General features: G+C 75.2%; 15 protein-coding genes. 9 read left to right on the forward strand and 6 right to left on the reverse strand.

Annotation, left to right across the window (positions count from 1 at the left end; translation table 11 throughout):
* Positions 1-38: 38 nt before the first annotated feature.
* Both GA0074696_RS10835 and npdG read left to right on the forward strand, forming a co-directional pair.
* Positions 39-1472, forward strand: a complete 1434-nt coding sequence (locus GA0074696_RS10835) for an RNB domain-containing ribonuclease (protein ID WP_088960978.1) — start codon at positions 39-41, stop codon at positions 1470-1472.
* A 190-nt stretch (positions 1473-1662) separates the two neighbouring features.
* Positions 1663-2361: an NADPH-dependent F420 reductase gene (gene npdG / locus GA0074696_RS10840; protein ID WP_088960979.1), complete on the forward strand. Its 699-nt coding sequence runs from the start codon at positions 1663-1665 to the stop codon at positions 2359-2361.
* 280 nt (positions 2362-2641) lie between these two features.
* Here npdG and panB read toward each other — a convergent pair whose 3' ends face one another.
* Both panB and GA0074696_RS10850 read right to left on the reverse strand, forming a co-directional pair.
* Complete coding sequence (gene panB / locus GA0074696_RS10845; RefSeq protein WP_088960980.1) at positions 2642-3487, reverse strand: 3-methyl-2-oxobutanoate hydroxymethyltransferase; 846 nt, start codon at positions 3485-3487, stop codon at positions 2642-2644.
* A gap of 162 nt (positions 3488-3649) precedes the next feature.
* The gene (locus GA0074696_RS10850; protein WP_088960981.1) at positions 3650-5410 is read right to left on the reverse strand and encodes an NAD+ synthase; all 1761 of its coding nucleotides are present in this window, start codon (positions 5408-5410) and stop codon (positions 3650-3652) included.
* A 213-nt stretch (positions 5411-5623) separates the two neighbouring features.
* Here GA0074696_RS10850 and glnA point away from each other — a divergent pair, with 213 nt between their 5' ends.
* The 4 genes from glnA (at position 5624) to GA0074696_RS10870 (ending at position 8721) form a co-directional block, all read left to right on the forward strand.
* Positions 5624-6973, forward strand: coding sequence for a type I glutamate--ammonia ligase (glnA, locus tag GA0074696_RS10855; RefSeq protein ID WP_088960982.1), 1350 nt, complete (start codon positions 5624-5626; stop codon positions 6971-6973).
* Positions 6974-7053: 80 nt separating this feature from the next.
* Positions 7054-7479 (forward strand): DUF350 domain-containing protein, encoded by a 426-nt coding sequence (locus GA0074696_RS10860; RefSeq protein WP_088960983.1) that lies wholly within the window; start codon positions 7054-7056, stop codon positions 7477-7479.
* A 48-nt stretch (positions 7480-7527) separates the two neighbouring features.
* Entirely contained in the window at positions 7528-8220 is a 693-nt protein-coding gene (locus tag GA0074696_RS10865) for a helix-turn-helix transcriptional regulator (RefSeq protein WP_088960984.1), read from the forward strand.
* Between the two features lie 120 nt (positions 8221-8340).
* Complete coding sequence (locus tag GA0074696_RS10870; RefSeq protein ID WP_088960985.1) at positions 8341-8721, forward strand: VOC family protein; 381 nt, start codon at positions 8341-8343, stop codon at positions 8719-8721.
* 221 nt (positions 8722-8942) lie between these two features.
* Here GA0074696_RS10870 and GA0074696_RS10875 read toward each other — a convergent pair whose 3' ends face one another.
* Both GA0074696_RS10875 and GA0074696_RS10880 read right to left on the reverse strand, forming a co-directional pair.
* Positions 8943-9401 (reverse strand): hypothetical protein, encoded by a 459-nt coding sequence (locus GA0074696_RS10875; protein WP_088960986.1) that lies wholly within the window; start codon positions 9399-9401, stop codon positions 8943-8945.
* 125 nt (positions 9402-9526) lie between these two features.
* A complete protein-coding gene (locus GA0074696_RS10880; protein WP_088960987.1) occupies positions 9527-10456 on the reverse strand; it encodes a S66 peptidase family protein in 930 nt (309 codons plus the stop codon).
* Between the two features lie 78 nt (positions 10457-10534).
* On the opposite strand from GA0074696_RS10880, the gene GA0074696_RS10885 reads away from it, so the two are divergent.
* Together GA0074696_RS10885 and GA0074696_RS10890 are read left to right on the forward strand one after the other, a co-directional pair.
* Positions 10535-11302: a type 1 glutamine amidotransferase gene (locus tag GA0074696_RS10885; RefSeq protein WP_088960988.1), complete on the forward strand. Its 768-nt coding sequence runs from the start codon at positions 10535-10537 to the stop codon at positions 11300-11302.
* Between the two features lies 1 nt (position 11303).
* Positions 11304-14318, forward strand: a complete 3015-nt coding sequence (locus tag GA0074696_RS10890) for a bifunctional [glutamine synthetase] adenylyltransferase/[glutamine synthetase]-adenylyl-L-tyrosine phosphorylase (RefSeq protein ID WP_088960989.1) — start codon at positions 11304-11306, stop codon at positions 14316-14318.
* Positions 14319-14324: 6 nt separating this feature from the next.
* Here GA0074696_RS10890 and GA0074696_RS10895 read toward each other — a convergent pair whose 3' ends face one another.
* On the reverse strand, positions 14325-15980 hold the full coding sequence (locus GA0074696_RS10895; protein WP_088960990.1) for a methyltransferase domain-containing protein: 1656 nt from the start codon (positions 15978-15980) through the stop codon (positions 14325-14327).
* A gap of 86 nt (positions 15981-16066) precedes the next feature.
* Here GA0074696_RS10895 and GA0074696_RS10900 point away from each other — a divergent pair, with 86 nt between their 5' ends.
* Complete coding sequence (locus tag GA0074696_RS10900) at positions 16067-16690, forward strand: helix-turn-helix domain-containing protein (RefSeq protein ID WP_407940573.1); 624 nt, start codon at positions 16067-16069, stop codon at positions 16688-16690.
* A gap of 175 nt (positions 16691-16865) precedes the next feature.
* Here the strand turns inward: GA0074696_RS10900 and GA0074696_RS10905 are convergent, their stop codons facing one another.
* The gene (locus GA0074696_RS10905) at positions 16866-18443 is read right to left on the reverse strand and encodes a hypothetical protein (protein WP_088960992.1); all 1578 of its coding nucleotides are present in this window, start codon (positions 18441-18443) and stop codon (positions 16866-16868) included.
* Between the last annotated feature and the right edge of the window lie 27 nt (positions 18444-18470).

An 18470-nucleotide genomic window follows, 5' to 3' on the forward strand; every position in this document is an offset into this window, starting at 1 on the left:
GAGGGCGGATCGCCCGCCGGGCTGCCAGGATTGACCCCGTGGTCATCCGACGCGTACTGGCGCCCCGTATCGACTTCGGCGCGCTGCGCCGCGAGCTGGGACTGCCCGAAGGCTTCCCGGACGCGGCGCAGCGCGAGGCGGACCAGGCCGCCGCCGCACCGCCGGCCACCGGGGTCGACCGTACCGACGTCCCGTTCGTCACGATCGACCCGGCGGCGTCGCGCGACCTCGACCAGGCGATGCACCTCGCCCGCCGTCCCGGTGGCGGCTACCGCGTGCGGTACGCGATCGCCGACGTCGCCGCCCACGTACGCCCCGGCGGCGCGCTGGAGGAGGAGACCTGGCGCCGCGGGCAGACCGTCTACCTGCCCGACGGCAACGTGCCGCTGCACCCGCACACCCTCAGCGAGGGCGCGGCCAGCCTGCTGCCGGACGTCGACCGGGCGGCGGTGGTGTGGACCATCGACCTCGACGCCGACGGCGCGACCACCGGCGTCGCGCTGGAACGCGCCCGGGTCCGCAGCCGGGCGAAGCTCGACTACGAGGGGGTGCAGGCCGCCGCCGACGCCGGGCGGCTGCCCGAACCGGTCGCCCTGCTGCCCGAGATCGGCGCCCTGCTCACCGCCCGGGGCCTGCGCCGGGGCGCGGTCAACCTGCCCCTGCCCGAGCAGGACGTCGAGCCGGACGGTGACGGCTGGCGGCTGGTGCTGCGTGGGCCGGTCGCGATGGAGGACCACAACGCGCAGATCTCCCTGCTGACCGGGATGGCCGCGGCCGACATCATGCTGGCCGGCCGGATCGGGCTGCTGCGCACCATGCCGCCGCCGAAGCCCGAGGCGGTGGCCCGGCTGCGCGCCGCCGCCGCCCCGCTGGGCGTGCCGTGGCCCGACGGCGTCGGCGTGGGCGAGGTGCTCGCCGGGTTGGACGCCTCGCAGCCCCGGGCCGCCGCCTTCGTCGACCAGGCGGCGGAGCTGATGCGGGGCGCCGCGTACACGGCGTTCGACGGCGAGCTGCCCGAGCAGCCGGAGCACGGCGGGGTCGCGGCCGCGTACGCCCATGTCACGGCCCCGCTGCGCCGGCTGGCCGACCGGTACGCGACGGAGGTCTGCCTGGCCCTGCACGAGGAGCGGCCGGTGCCGGACTGGGCCCGCGCGGCGCTGCCGAAGCTGCCCGAGGTGATGGCGGCGACCGACCGGACGGCGGGCGCGGCCACCCGGGGCGCCGTCGAGCTGGCCGAGGCGGTGCTGCTGGAGCACCGGGTGGGGGAGGTCTTCGAGGCCGCCGTGCTGGACGTGGACGCCCCGCCGAACGGCCAGTCCAAGCCCGGCCGCCCGCCCGGCGGCACGGTGGCGCTGGACGCACCACCGGTCCGCGCCCGCTGCACCGGCGAGCTGCCGCTCGGCGAGCGGATCCAGGTCCGCCTGGTCACCGCCGACCCCACCCAGCGCAAGGTCGTCTTCGACCGCCCCTGACCCCCCGCCCCCGCCCCCGCCCACGTCGCGAACCCCCCGCACTTTCAGAGAAAGAGTGGCCTTCGCGCGCCGAATAGCCACGCTTTCTCTGAAAGTGGCGGCATCGAATGGTGGGGGGGCGAGCGGGTAGCGGGGATTGTCACAGCGGCGGGCGGTGCTGGGGGCGGGGACGGTTTGCGAGGATGACCGCATGGCTTACGACGCGACCACGCTGCCCGACGTCTCCGGGCTGACCGTCGGCATCATCGGTGGCACCGGCGACCAGGGGCGGGGCCTCGCCTACCGGCTCGCCCGGGCCGGGCAGACCGTGCTGATCGGTTCCCGTTCCGCCGAGCGGGCCGCGGCGGCCGCCGCCGAGATCGCGGCGCTGCCCGGCGTACCGGCCGGAGTGGACGTGACCGGGGCCGACAACGACGAGGTGGCCCGCCGCAGCGACGTGGTGATCATCGCGGTGCCGTGGGACGGGCACGCCGCCATCGTCGCCGCCCTCGCCGAGCCGCTCGCCGGCAAGATCGTGGTCGACTGCGTCAACCCGCTCGGCTTCGACAAGCAGGGCCCGTACGCCCTCCCGGTCCCCGAGGGCAGCGCGGTGCAGCAGGCCGCCGGCCTGCTGCCGGACTCCCGGGTCTGCGCGGCGTTCAACCACGTCAGCGCGCCGCTGCTGGCCGACCCGGAGGTCGATCGGATCGACCTCGACGTGCTGATCTGCACCGAGGACCGGGAACTGGTCGACATCGTCGGCGCGCTGGCCGCCCGGATCCCCGGCATGCGGGGCATCTACGCGGGTCGGCTGCGCAACGCCCACCAGATCGAGGCGTTCACCGCCAACCTGATCGCCATCAACAAGCGGTACAAGGCGCACGCCGGCATCCGGGTCACCGATCTCTGACCCGGCGCCGTTCGGCACCCGGTCCTGGCCGGGGCTCGCCCCGCGTGCTGCCCCGCGCCGCCACGCGCGTGTCTTGCCGGCCCGGCCGTCACCCAACGAGCGTGATACCCCAGAGTCATATTGATGCCTCTGGGGTATCACGCTCGCGGTGGTGTCATGCCCGGGAACGGTGCGACCGGACAGGCACGACCGGCTCGGACATGACCCGCATCGGGTGACTGTGGACCGGTCGAGCGGGGCGGTGGGGAATCGTGCGGACGACCCCCACCGCTCCGTCGTCCTAGAAGGTGTGCTCGGCGGCGGGGAACTCGCCGCCGCGTACCTCGTCGGCGAAGCGCCGGGTCGCCTCGGACAGCGTCCCGGCCAGGTCCGCGTAGCGCTTGACGAACCGTGGCGCCTTACCGGTACGCAGGCCGGCCATGTCCTGCCAGACCAGCACCTGGGCGTCGGTGTCCGGGCCGGCGCCGATGCCCACCGTCGGGATCGGCAGCTCCGCGGTGATCCGCTTGGCCACCTCGCCCGACACCATCTCCAGCACCACCGCGAACGCCCCCGCCTCGGCCACCGCCCGGGCGTCGGCGAGCACCTCGTCGGCGGTGTCGCCGCGCCCCTGGACCCGGTAGCCGCCCAGGGTGTGCTCGCTCTGCGGGGTGAAGCCGATGTGCGCCATCACCGGGATGCCGGCGCCGACGATCGCGGCGATCTGGTCGGCGCAGCGCCGGCCGCCCTCCAGCTTCACCGCGTGGCAGCCGCCCTCCTTCATGAACCGCACCGCCGTACGCAGCGCCTGGGTCGGGCCCTCCTCGTACGAGCCGAAGGGCAGGTCCCCGACGATCAGCGAGTGCCGGGTCGCCCGGACCACGGCCCGGACCAGCGGCAGCAGCTCCTCGGCGGTCACCGGCAGGGTGGTCTCGTAGCCGAACACGTTGTTCGCCGCCGAGTCGCCGACCAGCAGCACGGGGATGCCGGCGGCGTCGAAGATCGAGGCGGTGTACTGGTCGTACGAGGTGAGCATCGCCCAGCGGTCGCCGCGCTCCTTGGCGGCGATCAGGTCGCGGGTGCGTACCCGCCGGGTGGCCGGGCCGCCGTAGAGGGCGGTCACCTCGGTCGGGGTGGACTCCACCATGACTGTCTCCTTTCCTCGAGGCCGCCGTCGCGGTCCCCGGGTTCCGCCGCGATCGTCGCACCGGACGACCGCCTCACGGCAGGGCACAGTGCAGGATTTCACTCGGCGCAACCGGCGCGGCGGGACCGGGACCGGTCGCCGCCGCACCGCGAACAGTCCCGCTCAGCCCTGCTCGCGCCAGCGGTTGGTGATCGGCAGCCGGCGGTCCCGGCCGAACGCCTTGATGGAGATCTTCGTGCCCGGGGCGGACTGCCGGCGCTTGTACTCGGCGGTGTCCACCATCCGGAGCACCCGGTCCACCACGGCCGGGTCGTGACCGGACTCCACCAGCCCCTTCCGGCCCAGGTCGCCGTCGACGTAGCCGATCAGGATCGGGTCGAGCGCGTCGTAGTCGGGCAGCGTGTCGCTGTCCAGCTGGCCCGGGCTCAGCTCGGCCGACGGCGGCTTGCCGATCGAGCTCTCCGGGATCGGCGGGGTGTCGCCCCGGCTGGCCGCGTCGGCGTTGCGCCACTTCGCCAGCCGCCAGATCAGCGTCTTCCAGACGTCCTTGACCGGGTTGAAGCCGCCGACCGAGTCGCCGTACAGGGTTGAGTAGCCCACCGCCAGCTCGCTCTTGTTGCCGGTGGTGAGGACCAGGTGGCCCTCCTGGTTCGACAGCGCCATCAGGATCACGCCCCGGACCCGCGCCTGGAGGTTCTCCACCGTCACCCCGGACAGCGACATGTTGGCCAGGAAGGTGTCCACCATCGGCTGGATCGGCTCGACCCGGTAGTCCAGGCCGGTCCGCTTGCCCAGGTCCTCGGCGTCGGACCGGGAGTGCTCCGAGGAGTGCTGGCTGGGCAGCGACACCCCGACCACCCGCTGCGGCCCGAGCGCGTCGACGGCGAGCGCGGCCACCACCGCCGAGTCGATGCCGCCGGACAGGCCCAGCACCACCGACGGGAAGCGGTTCTTGTTGACGTAGTCGCGCAGGCCGAGCACCAGCGCCTGCCACACCTCGGCCTCGTCGGCGACCGGTTCCATCACCCCGCCGGCGGCCGCCGGGCCTGTCGGCGCCGGCGGGAGGGATTCGACGGTACGGCGGATCACCCGCATCCCGTCAGCCAGCTCCTCCTCGTCCGCCCCGTGCTCGCCCGCCGCGGGCACCTCGACGTCGTGCACCAGCAGGTGCTCGACGAACTGCGGGGCGCGGGTGAGCAGGGTGCCGTCGGCCCCCACGATCATCGAGTCGCCCTCGAAGACCAGTTCGTCCTGGCCGCCGATCATGTTGACGTACGCGATGGTCGCGCCGGCCTCGGCGGCCCGGCGGCGGACCAGCGGCAGCCGGATGTCGTCCTTGTTCAGCTCGTACGGCGAGCCGTTGATGTTGACCACCAGCCCCACGCCGGCCTGCCGGGCCACCGCGAACGGGCCGCCGGCCTGCCAGAGGTCCTCGCAGATGGTCAGCGCCACGTCCACCCCGCCGACCCGCACGACGGTGAGGGCGTCGCCGGGAAGGAAGTAGCGGTCCTCGTCGAAGACGCCGTAGTTGGGCAGGTGGTGCTTGAAGTACGTGGCCACGACGCCGCCCGAGTGCAGCAGCGCGGCGGCGTTGCGGGCGCCCCGGCCCGGCTGGGCGTCCCCGCTGACCTGCGGCGGGCCGTCCGCGTCCAGGTAGCCGACCACGACCGGCAGGTCGCCGAGGCCGTCGGCGGCCAGGTCGGCCGCGAGCTGCTCCAGCGCGGCCTTCGAGGCCGCCACGAAGGAGCGGCGGAAGACCAGGTCCTCGACCGGGTAGCCGGTCAGCATCATCTCCGGGAAGGCGACGAGCTGGGCGCCGGCGTCGGCGGCGCGGCGGCTCCACGTGCGGACCAGTTCGGCGTTGCCGGCGAGGTCGCCGACGGTCGGGTTGACCTGTGACAGGGCGAGACGCAGGGTGGGCATGTCCTCATCTTGCCCCAGCGCCGGCGTACCGACGCGCTGGCCGGGACGAGACGGCGGCCACCCTCCCGGGTGGCCGACGGCGGGCGGGACACGACGGGACGGGCGGCGGTGCTTCGCGTAACGTCGGCGTAACGAGGCCCGGGGAGACTGGGCGGTCAGGTCGGGCGCAGCCCGGTCGAAGGCGGACAAAGAGTGTCGCGAGGGGTTGGGGAAGTGGACCGTCAGCAGGAGTTCGTCCTCCGTACGCTGGAAGAGCGGGACATCCGGTTCGTCCGGCTGTGGTTCACCGACGTGCTCGGCACGCTCAAGAGCGTGTCGGTCGCCCCCGCCGAGCTGGAGGCCGCCTTCGAGGAGGGCATCGGGTTCGACGGCTCCGCGATCGAGGGCTTCGCCCGGGTCTTCGAGTCCGACATGGTCGCCATGCCGGACCCGACCACCTTCCAGGTCTTCCCGTTCGAGGGCGGGGTCAGCGGCGAGAGCGCCCGGATGTTCTGCGACATCCTGCTCCCCGACGGTGGTCCCTCCTGGGCGGACCCGCGGCACGTGCTGCGCCGGATGCTGTCCAAGGCAGCCGAGAAGGGCTTCACCTTCTACACCCACCCGGAGATCGAGTTCTTCCTGCTGGAGAACGGGCCGATGGACGGGTCGCTGCCGGTGCCCGTGGACACCGGCGGCTACTTCGAGCACACCACGCACGCCGTGGCGCGGGACTTCCGCCGCCAGGCCGTGCTGGCCCTGGAACGGATCGGCATCTCGGTGGAGTTCAGCCACCACGAGGTGGCCCCCGGCCAGCAGGAGATCGACCTGCGCTACGCCGACGCGCTGACCACCGCCGACAACATCATGACCTTCCGGCACGTGGTCAAGGAGGTGGCGCTCTCCACCGGCGTGCAGGCCAGCTTCATGCCGAAGCCCTTCACCGACCAGCCCGGCAGCGGCATGCACACCCACCTGTCGCTGTTCGAGGGGGAGCGCAACGCGTTCCACGACGCCGGCGACCCGATGAAGCTCTCCAAGGTGGCCAAGTCGTTCATCGCCGGCCTGCTGATGCACGCCCGCGAGTACACCGCGGTCACCAACCAGTGGGTCAACTCGTACAAGCGGCTCTTCCCGCTGGCGCTGCCGGACCGGATCACCGAGAGCCCGGCGTACGTCTGCTGGGGTCACCTGAACCGCTCGGCGCTGGTCCGGGTGCCCGCGTACGGCAAGCCGAACTCGGCCCGGGTGGAGGTCCGCTCGCTGGACTCGGCGACGAACCCGTACCTCGCCTTCGCGGTGCTGCTCGGCGCCGGCCTCAAGGGCATCGAGGAGGGCTACGAGCTGCCGCCGGGCGCCGAGGACGACGTCTGGTCGCTGACCAGCGCCGAGCGGCGGGCCATGGGGTACGAGGCGCTGCCGGAGAACCTCGCCGAGGCGATCGACGTGATGGCCGGCTCGGAGCTGATCGCCGAGGTGCTCGGCGAGCACGTCTTCGACTTCTTCCTGCGCAACAAGCGCGCCGAGTGGGAGCAGTACCGCCGCGAGGTCACCCCGTACGAGCGGCAGCGATACCTGTCGCTCTAGATCGCGGTGGCGCGGTGCCGCTATCGTCTCGATCACCGCGCCGGCACCCTCGCCGGGCGTAGGAGGCCGGGAGGCAGTCGGTGCTGGAGGATCTGCTCAGCGGGGCGTGGCAGAGCGTGGTGTTCGGGGTCGTCGGGGTGGCCCTGATGGCGGCCGGCTTCCTACTGGTCGACGTGTTGACCCCGGGGAGGCTGCGCGAGCTGATCTGGGTGCGCCGCAACGGCAACGCCGCGCTGCTGCTCGCCGCCAACCAGCTCGGCATCGCCGGGATCGTCTTCACCGCGATCCTGACCAGTTACAGCGACTTCGCCAAGGGGCTCGCCTCCACGGTGATCTTCGGGCTGATCGGGCTGGCCATCATGGCGCTGGCCTTCTTCGTGCTCGACCTGCTGACGCCGGGCCGGCTGGGCGAGATCATCTGCTCCGACGAGCCGCACCCTGCGGCCCGGGTCAGCGCCGCCACCCACTTCGGCGCCGCGCTGATCGTCTGCGCCTGCATCGCCTGAGCGCACCGCCTGAGCGTCGCTGTCGTACCCCCGGCCTAGGTTGCGGGGGTGAATCGCACCGACCGCCTCTACGCCCTGGTGGAGGAGCTGCGGGCGGTGTCGCCCCGGCCGCGCAGCGCCCGCTGGCTGGCCGGGCGCTTCGAGGTGAGCACCCGCACCATCGAGCGGGACATCAGCGCCCTGCAGGGCTCCGGCGTGCCGATCTGGGCCGAGCCCGGCCGCACCGGCGGCTACGTGGTCGACCGGGCGCACACCCTGCCACCGGTCAACCTCACCGCCGCCGAGGCGGTGGCGATGGCCGTCGCGCTGCACCGGCTCGGCGGCACGCCGTTCGCCGGGGCGGGCGCCACCGCCCTGCGTAAGCTGCTGGCGGTCATGCCGGCCGTCGACGCGGCCGAGGCGCACCGGCTCGCCGACCGGGTGCACCTGATCGGCGACGGGCCGGCCACGCCCGTCCCGGCCGTCGTCGCCGACGCGGTCTCCGCGCGGCGCGTGCTGCGCCTGCGGTACGCCGACGGCGCCGGCACGGCGTCGGTACGCGAGGTCGAACCGCTGGGCTACCTCGGCAACCCCCGACACTGGTACCTGCTCGCCTGGTGCCGGCTGCGGGACGGGCTGCGCTGCTTCCGCACCGATCGGATCCTCGGGGTGGCGGCGCTGCCCGAGGTGGTCACCCGCGAGCTGCGCCTCGACGACCTGGACATCCCGCACGAGCGGGTCCGCGCGCTGAGCCTGGTCTGAGCGTCCGGCTGCGGGGCCGAATCGTCGGGGAAACACCGACAGGACGGTGTCGCGGACGACCCCGAGGCTGACTCCTGACGAGCCCGGCCGACCGGTCGGGCCTGCGACGGGAGGCGACACATGTCCACGATCACCAACGCGGTCAGCTGGTTCGAGGTCGGCACCGACCGGCCCGAGGAGACCGGGCGGTTCTACGCCGACGTGTTCGGTTGGGCGTTCACCGAACAGGGCAGCCCCGAGACGTCGTACCGGGTGGTGGAGCCGGGGCCGGAGGGGTCGATCCAGGGCGCGATCCGGGCCACCGGCGGGGCCGGCCCGAACTACGCGGTGTTCTACGTGCAGGTGGCCGATGTGGCCGACACCTGCCGGCGGGCCGAGGCGGCCGGCGGCAAGGTGCTGGTGCCGCTCAAGTCGAACGACAACGGCCTCACCTTCGCCCACCTGCTCGACCCGGCCGGCAACCACTTCGGCGTCTTCGCGCCGCCGCCCGCCGGGGCGTGAGCCCGCCGCCTGCCCGCCCGGCACGGTCGCCCGGACGGGCAGGTGCTGAGGTTGCCCGACCCGTCCGGCCCGGCAGCGCCGCCGGGCCGGAGGGCCGCCGCGCGCCGGCCGGGTTGGCCGGCGCGCGGTCGGATCGGGTACGGGGATGGCCCCGCCGCTGGGGGTGGGCCGGCCGGGAGGAGACCGACGGCCGGGGGAGGGCCACGGCGGGGCCACCCGGGTCACCTGCCGGTCATACCCTCGCCGCCGTGGTGGCCACGGCCGCCCGGGCCCGGGAAGACGCCGGCCTCGGCGGCCTTGGTGATGACGTCGGCCTGCTCCTGGGTGAGCTTGCCGTCCTTGACCGCCTGGGCCAGCCGGTCCTTGAGGGCCGCCTGCCGGTCCTCGGCGGAGGGGCGCTCCGGGCGGTCGGCCTTGCGCTGCTCGCGCAGCTTCTCCAGCGCGGCGGTCACCTTCTCGGTGGGCACGCCGAGCTCCTTGGCCAGCGCCTCGGCGAACTCGCCCTGGCGGTCGGCCTTCTGCTGCTGCCGGTCGGTGCCCTGGTCGGTGCTGCTGCTGGCGCTGGGCGACGGGGTGGCGTCCTCGGCGAAGGCCACCGTGGGGGCGGCGATCCCCACGCCGAGCACTCCGGCGGCGGCGAGCCCGGCCAGCAGGTGCTTCTTCGACATCGTGCGGGACATCAGTCCTCCAGTGATCGGTGGTTGGTGCGATGACCTCACCGACAGTGACCACCGAACCTGGGCCGCACCCGTGCCGACCCTGTCACCCAGCTGAAAATCCCACCCCCGCATCGGGGCGGGGTGGGTCAGCGGACGGCGGGGGAGACGGTGAGGGTGCCGGCGTCGGCGTCGAGGGTGGCGCGGGTGCCGACCGGGACGGTGAGCTGGCCGACGCCGTGGCCGACTGGTAGGCCGCCGAGGACCGGGACGCCGAGATCGCCCAGGCACTCGGTGAGCACGTCGGTGACCGTGGTGTCCCAGCCGTCGGCACACTCGGTGAACTGGCCGACCGCCACCCCGGCCACGCCGTCCAGCACGCCCGCCCGGCGCAGGTGGGTCAGCATCCGGTCGACCTTGTACGGGGGCTCCTGCACCTCCTCGATCAACAGCACCGCGCCGGTCAGGTCGGGCATGTCCGGGGTGCCGATGGAGGCGGTGATCAGGCAGAGGTTGCCGCCGAGCAGCGGACCGGCCGCCCGGCCGGGCACCCGGACGGCGAAGGTCTCCTCGTCCGGCGTGGCGGCGACGGTCACCGGCTCGGTGGTCATCAGCGCGGCGTGCAGCGATTCCGCCGAGCGCAGCGGGAGGCGCTCGTCCAGCCAGGCCGCGCCGGGGCCGTGCACCCCGGCCAGCCGGGCGCCCCGCCAGAGCGCGAACTGCAGCGCGGTGATGTCCGAGAAGCCGGCGACCACCTTCGGGTCCCGCCGTACCGCGGCCATGTCGATCAGGTCGACCACCCGCTGCGCGCCGTAACCGCCCCGGGTGCAGATCACCCCGCGCACCTCCGGGTCGGCGAAGGCGGTGTTCAGGTCGGCGGCGCGCAGCGCGTCGTCGCCGGCCAGGTAGCCCCGCCGCGCGTACGCGTTCGGCGCCAGCACCGGGCGCAGCCCCCAACCGGTCAGCAGCTCGACGCCCCGGGCCACCCGTTCGGGCCGGGTCGGGCCGGACGGCGACACGAGCATCACCGTGTCACCGGGGCGCAGGACCGGCGGGCGCAGGCATTCGTCGGTGATCACAGCGGCAGAGCCTAGTCGGCGCGGTGGGCGGCCGAGCCGTTCCGGGTCGGCGCCGGCGCACCCGATAGCCTCGACACCGTGGCGACCGCGCTGGTGATCGAGAATGACCCGACCGACGACCTCCGCCGGCTGGGGGAGTGGCTGACCGAGGGGGGCCTCGACCTGCGGGTGCTCCGCCCGCACGCCGGCGACGAGCTCCCCGCCGACCTGGCGGGGTACGCCGCGCTGGTGGTGCTCGGCGGCGAGCAGCAGGCGTATCCGCTGCCCGACGGCAGCCCCGGCGCGCCCTGGTTCCCGGCGCTGGAGGGGCTGCTGCGCAAGGCGGTCCGGTACCGGGTGCCGACCCTCGGCGTCTGCCTCGGCGGGCAGCTGCTGGCCACCGCCCACGCCGGCCTGGTCGAGCGGAGCCCGTCCGGCCCGGAGGTCGGCCCCGGCGTGGTCGGCAAGCGGGACGCCGCCGACGCCGACCCGCTGTTCCGGTACGTGCCGCTGATCCCGGACGTGCTCCAGTGGCACACCGACGAGATCACCGAGCTGCCCCGGGGCGCCACCCTGCTGGCCGCCTCGACCCGCTACCCGCACCAGGCGTTCCGCCTCGGTGACCGGGCCTGGGGTTTGCAGTTCCACATCGAGTGCGACACCGCGATGATCGCCGACTGGGCCCGCGACTCCGACCTGCTGGCCGAGCTGGGCTACGACCCGGAGCTGGTGGTGGCCGCCTGCGACCGGGTGATGGCCGACGTGGAGGAGGTCTGGCAGCCGTTCGCGATCCGCTTCGCCGCGCTGGCCCTCGGCGAGCTGGGCGACGAGCCCACCCGGCGAAGCCTGCCGCTGCTCGGGCAGTGAGATGACCAGACCGGCCAGGGGACGGCTCGCCCGGTACGGCTTCGGCACCGCGCAGTCCGACGGCGGCTCCCGCGCGGCCGACCTGCTCGGCCCGGACGGCCTCGGGCTGTGGCGGGTCGAGGAGCAGGAGCCGGTCGACGAGCCGGCCGCCGAGCTGCTGGCCGCGCTCGCCCGGGCCGCCGACCCGGACCTGGCCCTGCGCCAGCTGCACCGGCTGGTCGAGGCGGAGCGCCGGGCCGTCGACCCGCCCGTGCTGCTCGACGCGGTGCACGCCGACCCGGGGCTGCGCCGCCGGCTGGTCGCCGTGCTCGGCGCCTCGTCGGCGCTCGGCGACCACCTGGTCGCCAACCCCGAGCAGTGGACCGTGCTGGCCACCGCACCGGACGGGCTCGCGCCCACCGCCGACGGCCGGCTGGACCTCGCCGCCGCCGGGCGGCTGACCGCCGCCACCGCGCCGGTGGCGGTGCTGCGGCAGGCGTACCGGTTGGCGCTGCTGCGGATCGCGGCGGCCGACCTCACCGGCGGGCGCGGCCTGGAGCAGACCATGACCGCGCTCTCCGCGCTGGCCGACGCGACCCTGGCCGCGGCGTACGAGATCGCCGTCGACGAGCTGCCCGCGGGCACGCCCCGGCCCCGGCTCGCGGTGGTCGCGATGGGCAAGTGCGGCGGCGACGAGCTGAACTACGTCTCCGACGTCGACGTGATCTTCGTGGCCGCCGACGACGCGGACCTGACCATCGCCACCACGGTCGCCGCCCGGCTGATCGGCGTCTGCGGGCTGGTCGCCTGGCCGGTGGACGCCGCGCTGCGCCCGGAGGGCAACCGGGGGCCGCTGGTGCGCACCCTCGCCAGCCACCTGGCCTACTACCAGCGCTGGGCCCGGACCTGGGAGTTTCAGGCCCTGCTCAAGGCCCGGCCGGCCGCCGGCGACCTGGCCCTGGCGCGGGAGTGGATCGAGGCGCTCGCCCCGCTGGTCTGGACCGCCGCCGAGCGGCCCGAGGCGGTCTCCGACGTCCGGGCCATGCGCCGCAGGATCATCGACAACATTCCGCCGAAGGAGCTGGACCGCGAGATCAAGCGCGGGCCGGGCGGGCTGCGCGACATCGAGTTCGCCGTCCAGCTGCTGCAACTGGTGCACGGCCGCGGCGACGAGTCGTTGCGGGTGCCCGGCACCATCCCGGCGCTGCGCGCGCTGGTCACCGGCGGCTACGTCGGCCGCGCCGACGGCGAGGCGCTGCTGCGCGGGTACCGCTTCCTGCGCGCCGTCGAGCACCGGCTCCAGCTCCAGGGCCTGCGCCGGACCCACACCGTGCCGACCGATCCGGCCGCGCTGCGCTGGCTCGCCGCCGCGCTCGGCTGCACCGCCACGCCGGGCCGCAGCGCCGTGGAGAGCTTCCGCGCCGAGTGGGTCGCCCACGCCACCGAGGTACGCCGGCTGCACGCCAAGCTGCTCTACCGGCCGCTGCTGGAGTCGGTGGCGCGGGTACCCGCCGACGGGCTGCGGCTCACCCCGGAGGCGGCCCGGCACCGGCTGGAGATCCTCGGCTTCGCCGACCCCGCCGGGGCGCTGCGCCACCTCCAGGCCCTCACCGGCGGGGTCAGCCGCACCGCCGCCATCCAGCGCACCCTGCTGCCGGTGCTGCTCAGCGAGTTCGCCGACGCCCCCGAGCCGGACCGCGGCCTGCTCAACTACCGCCAGGTCTCCGACAAGCTCGGCAGCACCCCCTGGTACCTGCGGCTGCTGCGCGACTCCGGCCCGGTGGCCCGCCGGCTGGCCCGGGTGCTCTCCTCCTCCCGGTACACCGCCGACCTGCTGGCCCGGGAGCCCGAGGCGCTGCGCCTGCTGGCGGAGGAGAGCGAGCTGACGCCGCGTACCCGGGAGGTGCTCTGCGACGGCTTCGCCGCCGCCGCCGGCCGGTACCCCGACCCGGAGCAGGCGATCCGGGCGGTACGCGCGCTGCGCCGGCGGGAGCTGGTCCGGATCGCCTGCGCCGACCTGCTGAGCCGGGCCGGCGGGCTCGCCCCACGCCCGGAGCGGGGCTCGCCGGCCGCCGCGCCCCTGGCCGATGTCACCGGGGTCGGCACCGCGCTCTCCGACGTCACCGACGCCACGCTCACCGCCGCGCTGCGCACCGCGCGGGCCGCCAAGCCGGGGCCCGGCGGACTGCGGTTCGCCGTGATCGGCATGGGCCGACTCGGCGGGTACGAGTCGAACTACCTCTCCGACGCCGACGTGCTCTTCGTCTACGACCCGCCGGCCGGGGCGGACGAGCGGGCGGCCAGCGACGCCGCCCACGGCATCGCCGAGGAGCTGCGCCGGTTGCTCGGCGTGCCCGCCCCCGACCCGCCGCTCGGCGTCGACGCCGACCTGCGCCCCGAGGGCCGGCAGGGCCCCCTGGTGCGCAGCCTCGCCGCGTACGCGCAGTACTACGCCCGCTGGTCGAAGGTGTGGGAGGCGCAGGCGCTGCTGCGCGCCCGGTTCGTCTGCGGCGACGCCGACCTTGGCGCCGAGTTCGAGGCGCTGATCGACCCGGTCCGCTGGCCGGCCGACGGGCTGAGCCGCGAGCAGGTGGTGGAGATCCGCCGGATCAAGGCCCGGGTGGAGAACGAGCGGCTGCCCCGCGGCGCCGACCCGGCCACCCACACCAAGCTGGGGCGGGGTGGCCTGGCCGACGTCGAGTGGGCGGTGCAGCTGCTCCAGCTCCGGCACGCCGGGGCGTATCCGCAACTGCGGGGCACCCGGACCCTCGACGCGCTGGCGGCGGCCCGGGACGCCGGCCTGGTCGACCCGGCGGACGCCGCCGGGATGGCCGCCGGCTGGACGCTCGCCGCGCAGGTCCGCAACGCGCTCATGCTGGTCCGGGGCCGCGCCGGCGACCAACTGCCCCGGCACGGCGTGGAGCTGGCCGGGGTCGTCCGGCTGCTCGGCCGCGACGACCCCGGCGAGTTCCTCGACGAGTACCTGCGCACCGCCCGGCGGTCCCGGGCGGCCATGGAACGGGTGCTGGAGGCCTGAGCGCCGTCAGCGGCGGCGGACCAGCACCAGGTGGTCGACCAGGGTGGCCGGCTGCCCGTCCGGGTCGGTGACCTCGCGCCGGGGCGCGTCCAACCGCTCGGTCCGCCAGCCGTCCGGGTCCAGGTCGAGTTCGGCCAGCGTCTCCTCCGGGGTGGCGAAGCGCACGTGCGGGTGGGCCAGTCGGGACCACGGCGGGACCTCGCCGTGCTCGACGATCAGCAGCCGGCCCCCGGGCGCCACCGCCCGCGCCGCCGCCCGGAGCACCTCGGCCCGGGGGAACTCCAGCGGCGACTGGAGGAACTGCGCGGAGACCAGGTCGAACAACCCCTCCGGGAAGGTGCGGGTCAGGTCGTGCCGCTGGAAGTCGATCCGGGTCGCCACCCCGGCCGTGGCCGCCTCGGCCGCCGCCCGGTCCAGGGCGGTGGTGGAGACGTCCACCGCGGTCACCCGCCAGCCCCGACCGGCCAGCCAGATCGCGTCGGCGCCCTCGCCGCAGCCGAGGTCGAGCGCGGTGCCCGCCGGCAGCGGATCGACGACGTCGACCAGATGCGGGTTGGCCCGCCCGCTCCAGATCCGCTCCCGCCGCTGGTAGAGCTCGTCCCAGTGCCGCGCCGTCTCGGCGTCCACCACGTCCGCACCGGTCCCGGCGACGCCGTCCGCGCCGGTCCCGGCCTCGGTGTCGGCGCCGGTGCGGGCGCGCAGCGCGGTGACCGCCCGGTCGGTCTCCTCGGCGATCAGGTCGGCGTTGAGCGCCGCGCCGGCCTTCACCCCCGCCGCCGCGGCGGCGATCACGGTGGCCTGCGGGTCGGTCACGTTGCCGGCCACCCAGACCCCCGGCACCGGGGTCGCCCCGCTGGCGTCGGCGGCGACGTGGTCGCCGAAGACGTGCCCGCCGACGACGAACTCGCTGGTCATCAGGCCGAGCCCGGCCAGCAGGTCGGCCCGCGCGGCGAACCGGGGCCCGACCACCAGCGCCTGCCGGGCGACGAGTTCCCCGGATCGCAGCCGTACGCCGGTGAGCCGGTCGTCGGTCACCTCCAGCCCCGTCACCTCGCCCTCGACCACCCGTACGCCGCGGGCGGCGAGCTGCTCGGCCTGCTCGGGGGCCAGCGGCGGGCCGGTGTGCGTGAACACCACCACGTCGTCGGTGAGCTGACGGAACAGCAGCGCGTGATGGGTGGTCATCGGCCCGGTGGCCAGCACGCCCACGGCCTGGTCCCGCACCTCCCAGCCGTGGCAGTACGGGCAGTGCAGCACGTCCCGGCCCCAGCGTTCGGCCAGCCCCGGGATCGCGGGCAGCTCGTCGACCAACCCCGTGGTGACCAGCAGCCGCCGTGCCCGCACCAGCTCTCCGTCGGCCAGTTCCACCTCGAACCGGGCCCGGTCGTGCGGCCCCTCGACCCGGTGCGCCTTGGTGACCGTGCCGTCGACGACCTCGACGCCGTACCCGGCGACCTCCACCCGGCCCGTCGCGTACAGGTCGGCGGGGGCGACGCCCTCGCTGGTGAGGTAGTTGTGCACGTGCCCGGCGGGGGCGTTGCGCGGCGCCCCGCCGTCGATCACCAGCACCGACCGGCGGGACCGGCCCAGGGTGAGCGCGCCGCTGAGCCCCGCCGCGCCGCCGCCGACCACCACCACGTCGTAGATCCGGTGCTCCCGCATCCTCGTTCCCCCTCCGGGCGGGTCCGTCCCGCCCATGCCCCGGATCGTCCGCGCTGCTTCCCGGGCTGACAAGTATCGTTGCCGAGATGGCAAACGAACGGATGGCGGACGACACCGCGGCCCCGGACGAGGTGCTGACGGCGGTCGGGCCCCGCCTGCGGGCCCTGCGCCAGCAGCGCGCCGTGACGCTGGCCCAGCTCTCCGCCGCCACCGGCATCTCGGTGAGCACCCTGTCCCGGCTTGAGTCCGGCGGCCGACGGCCCACCCTGGAGCTGCTGCTCCCGCTGGCCCGGTTCCACCGGGTGCCGCTCGACGACCTGGTCGGCGCGCCGGAGACCGGGGACCCCCGGGTCCGGCTCCGGTCGGTGGACCGCAACGGGGTCACCATCGTGCCGCTGACCCGCCGTCCCGGCGGGGTGCAGGCCTACAAGATGATCTACCCGCCCGGCGGGCGGCCGGGGGAGCCCGAGCAGCAGGTGCACGAGGGGTACGAGTGGCTCTACGTGCTCTCCGGGCGGTGCCGGCTGCTGCTCGGCAGCCACGAGCTGACCCTGGAGGCGGGGGAGGTCGCCGAGTTCGACACCCGTACGCCGCACTGGTTCGGCAACCCGTACGACAGCCCGCTGGAGATCCTCAGCCTCTTCGGGCCGCAGGGGGAGCGGCTGCACGTCCGCGCCCGTCCCTCCCCGGTACGCCGCGACCTCGGCTGACCGGCCCGGCCCGTCCTGGCCGGGCCGGCCGTGCGGCCCTGTGGAGCTGATGACGCAGACGACTCAGCCGGCTTTTCGCCCTACGGATCTGGTGCCGCCGCCGTGAATCGTCTACGACATCAGCTCGAAAGGGCGTGGCGGGGACACCCGGCCGGGTCCGCCGGCCGGCGGTCCCTCACCCGCCCAGGGTGTAGGTGCCGGCGCCCGGCACGGTGACCGTCGTCCAGTCCCCGTCCGCGGCGACGGTGGCGCCACCGGAGGCGGCCAGCCAGCGGGTGTGCCACACCCGGACCGGGATCGTGCCGGCGGCGGACGTGTGGAACGTCAGCGAGGACCCGTCCTGCCCGACGAACTCGCCGGGAGCGCCCACGATCGGCGTCGGGTCGGCCACCGCGTAGAGCCGCCACCGCCCGTCCGACCAGACCTCCCTCAGGTACGGCAGGCCGGCGGAGACCAGCTCGGCCTCGGCCCGGCCGACCCAGGACAGCGGCGCGTCGGGCACCGCCACGTACTGCACGGCGAACTCGTCGAGCCAGGCCCGGTAGCTCTCGGCGGTCAGCGGCACGCCGGTGCCGGCGGCCCCCGGCACGGTGGTGAAGAAGAGCGGGTTGCGGGCGATGTCCGCCTGCCGCAGCCAGCCCCGGGCCAGTGGCAGCTCGCCGAGCTGGGCGGCCTCCCAGTAGTTGCGGGTCGGCGGCACCTCCACCCGGCCGGTGAGCCCGCGCCGGGCCAGCTCGGCCCGCAGCGGCGCGAAGAACGACCGGGCGGCGGTCGGGTCGTCGACGCTGCGCAGGTCGGCGGCGACGACCGGCGGCTGCCACGCGCAGACCGCCGCCAGCAGCACGGCGAGCGCCACCCCACCCGCCGCCCGACCCCACCGGGCCATCCCGGTCGGCCGGCGAGGCGGGCGGGCGGCGGCGGCCAGCACCGGCAGCGCGAACATCACCACCAGCCGGGTGGCGTTCAACCCGACCGGGGTGTGCACCAGTGCCGCCGCCAGCACCCCCGCCGCCGACAGCAGCGCCCCCACCCGCACCGGCCGGTACGCCACCAGCGCCGCCACCAGCAGACTGGTCAGCACCGTCCGTAACGTGTCGGTGCGGCTGATGTTCATCCAGCCGCCCTCACCGAAGAGCAGCCCGGTCACCCCCAGCGGCAGCGCGGCGGCGACGCCGAGCAGCACGCCGTCGGCGTACCGGCGGGTGAGCAGCAGCGCCGCGCCGGCCAGGCCGACGAAGAGGCCGGCGACGGGGCTGGTCGCCGAGGCCAGCAGCGCGCCGGCCGCGACCAGGACGGGGCGGGCCCAGCGGCGGCCCGGCGGGCCGTGCGTCGGCAGGGTCAGCGCCAGCAGCGCCGCCAGCCCGAACGCCACGCCGAGGGCGTAGGTGACCCGCCCGGAGACCAGGTTGCCGGTGATGGTGAACACCCCGACCAGGCTGCCGAGCAGGGGCCGGGGCACCGGCGTGCGCACCAGCAGCGCCGCGAACGCGGTGGCCGCCGCGACCAGGGCGAGCACGCCGGTGACGCGCACCCCGAGGGTGGCCATCAGCGGCGGCGTCACCAGGCTGTAGCCGAGCGGGTGGATGCCGGCGTACCAGCGCAGGTCGACCAGGGAGGTGCCGTGCGCGGCGAAGAAGTCGGCCCGGGCGACCTGGGCGGAGAGGTCCGAACCCATCGGCGGCAGCGCCAGCCACACCGCGCCGGCCACGGCGGCGCAGCCGGCGGAGAGCCCCACCACCCTGCTGCGCCGCATGCCCACCTCCGGTCCGCGACCACCGTA

The organism is Micromonospora purpureochromogenes, from assembly GCF_900091515.1.
GTDB lineage: Bacteria > Actinomycetota > Actinomycetes > Mycobacteriales > Micromonosporaceae > Micromonospora > Micromonospora purpureochromogenes.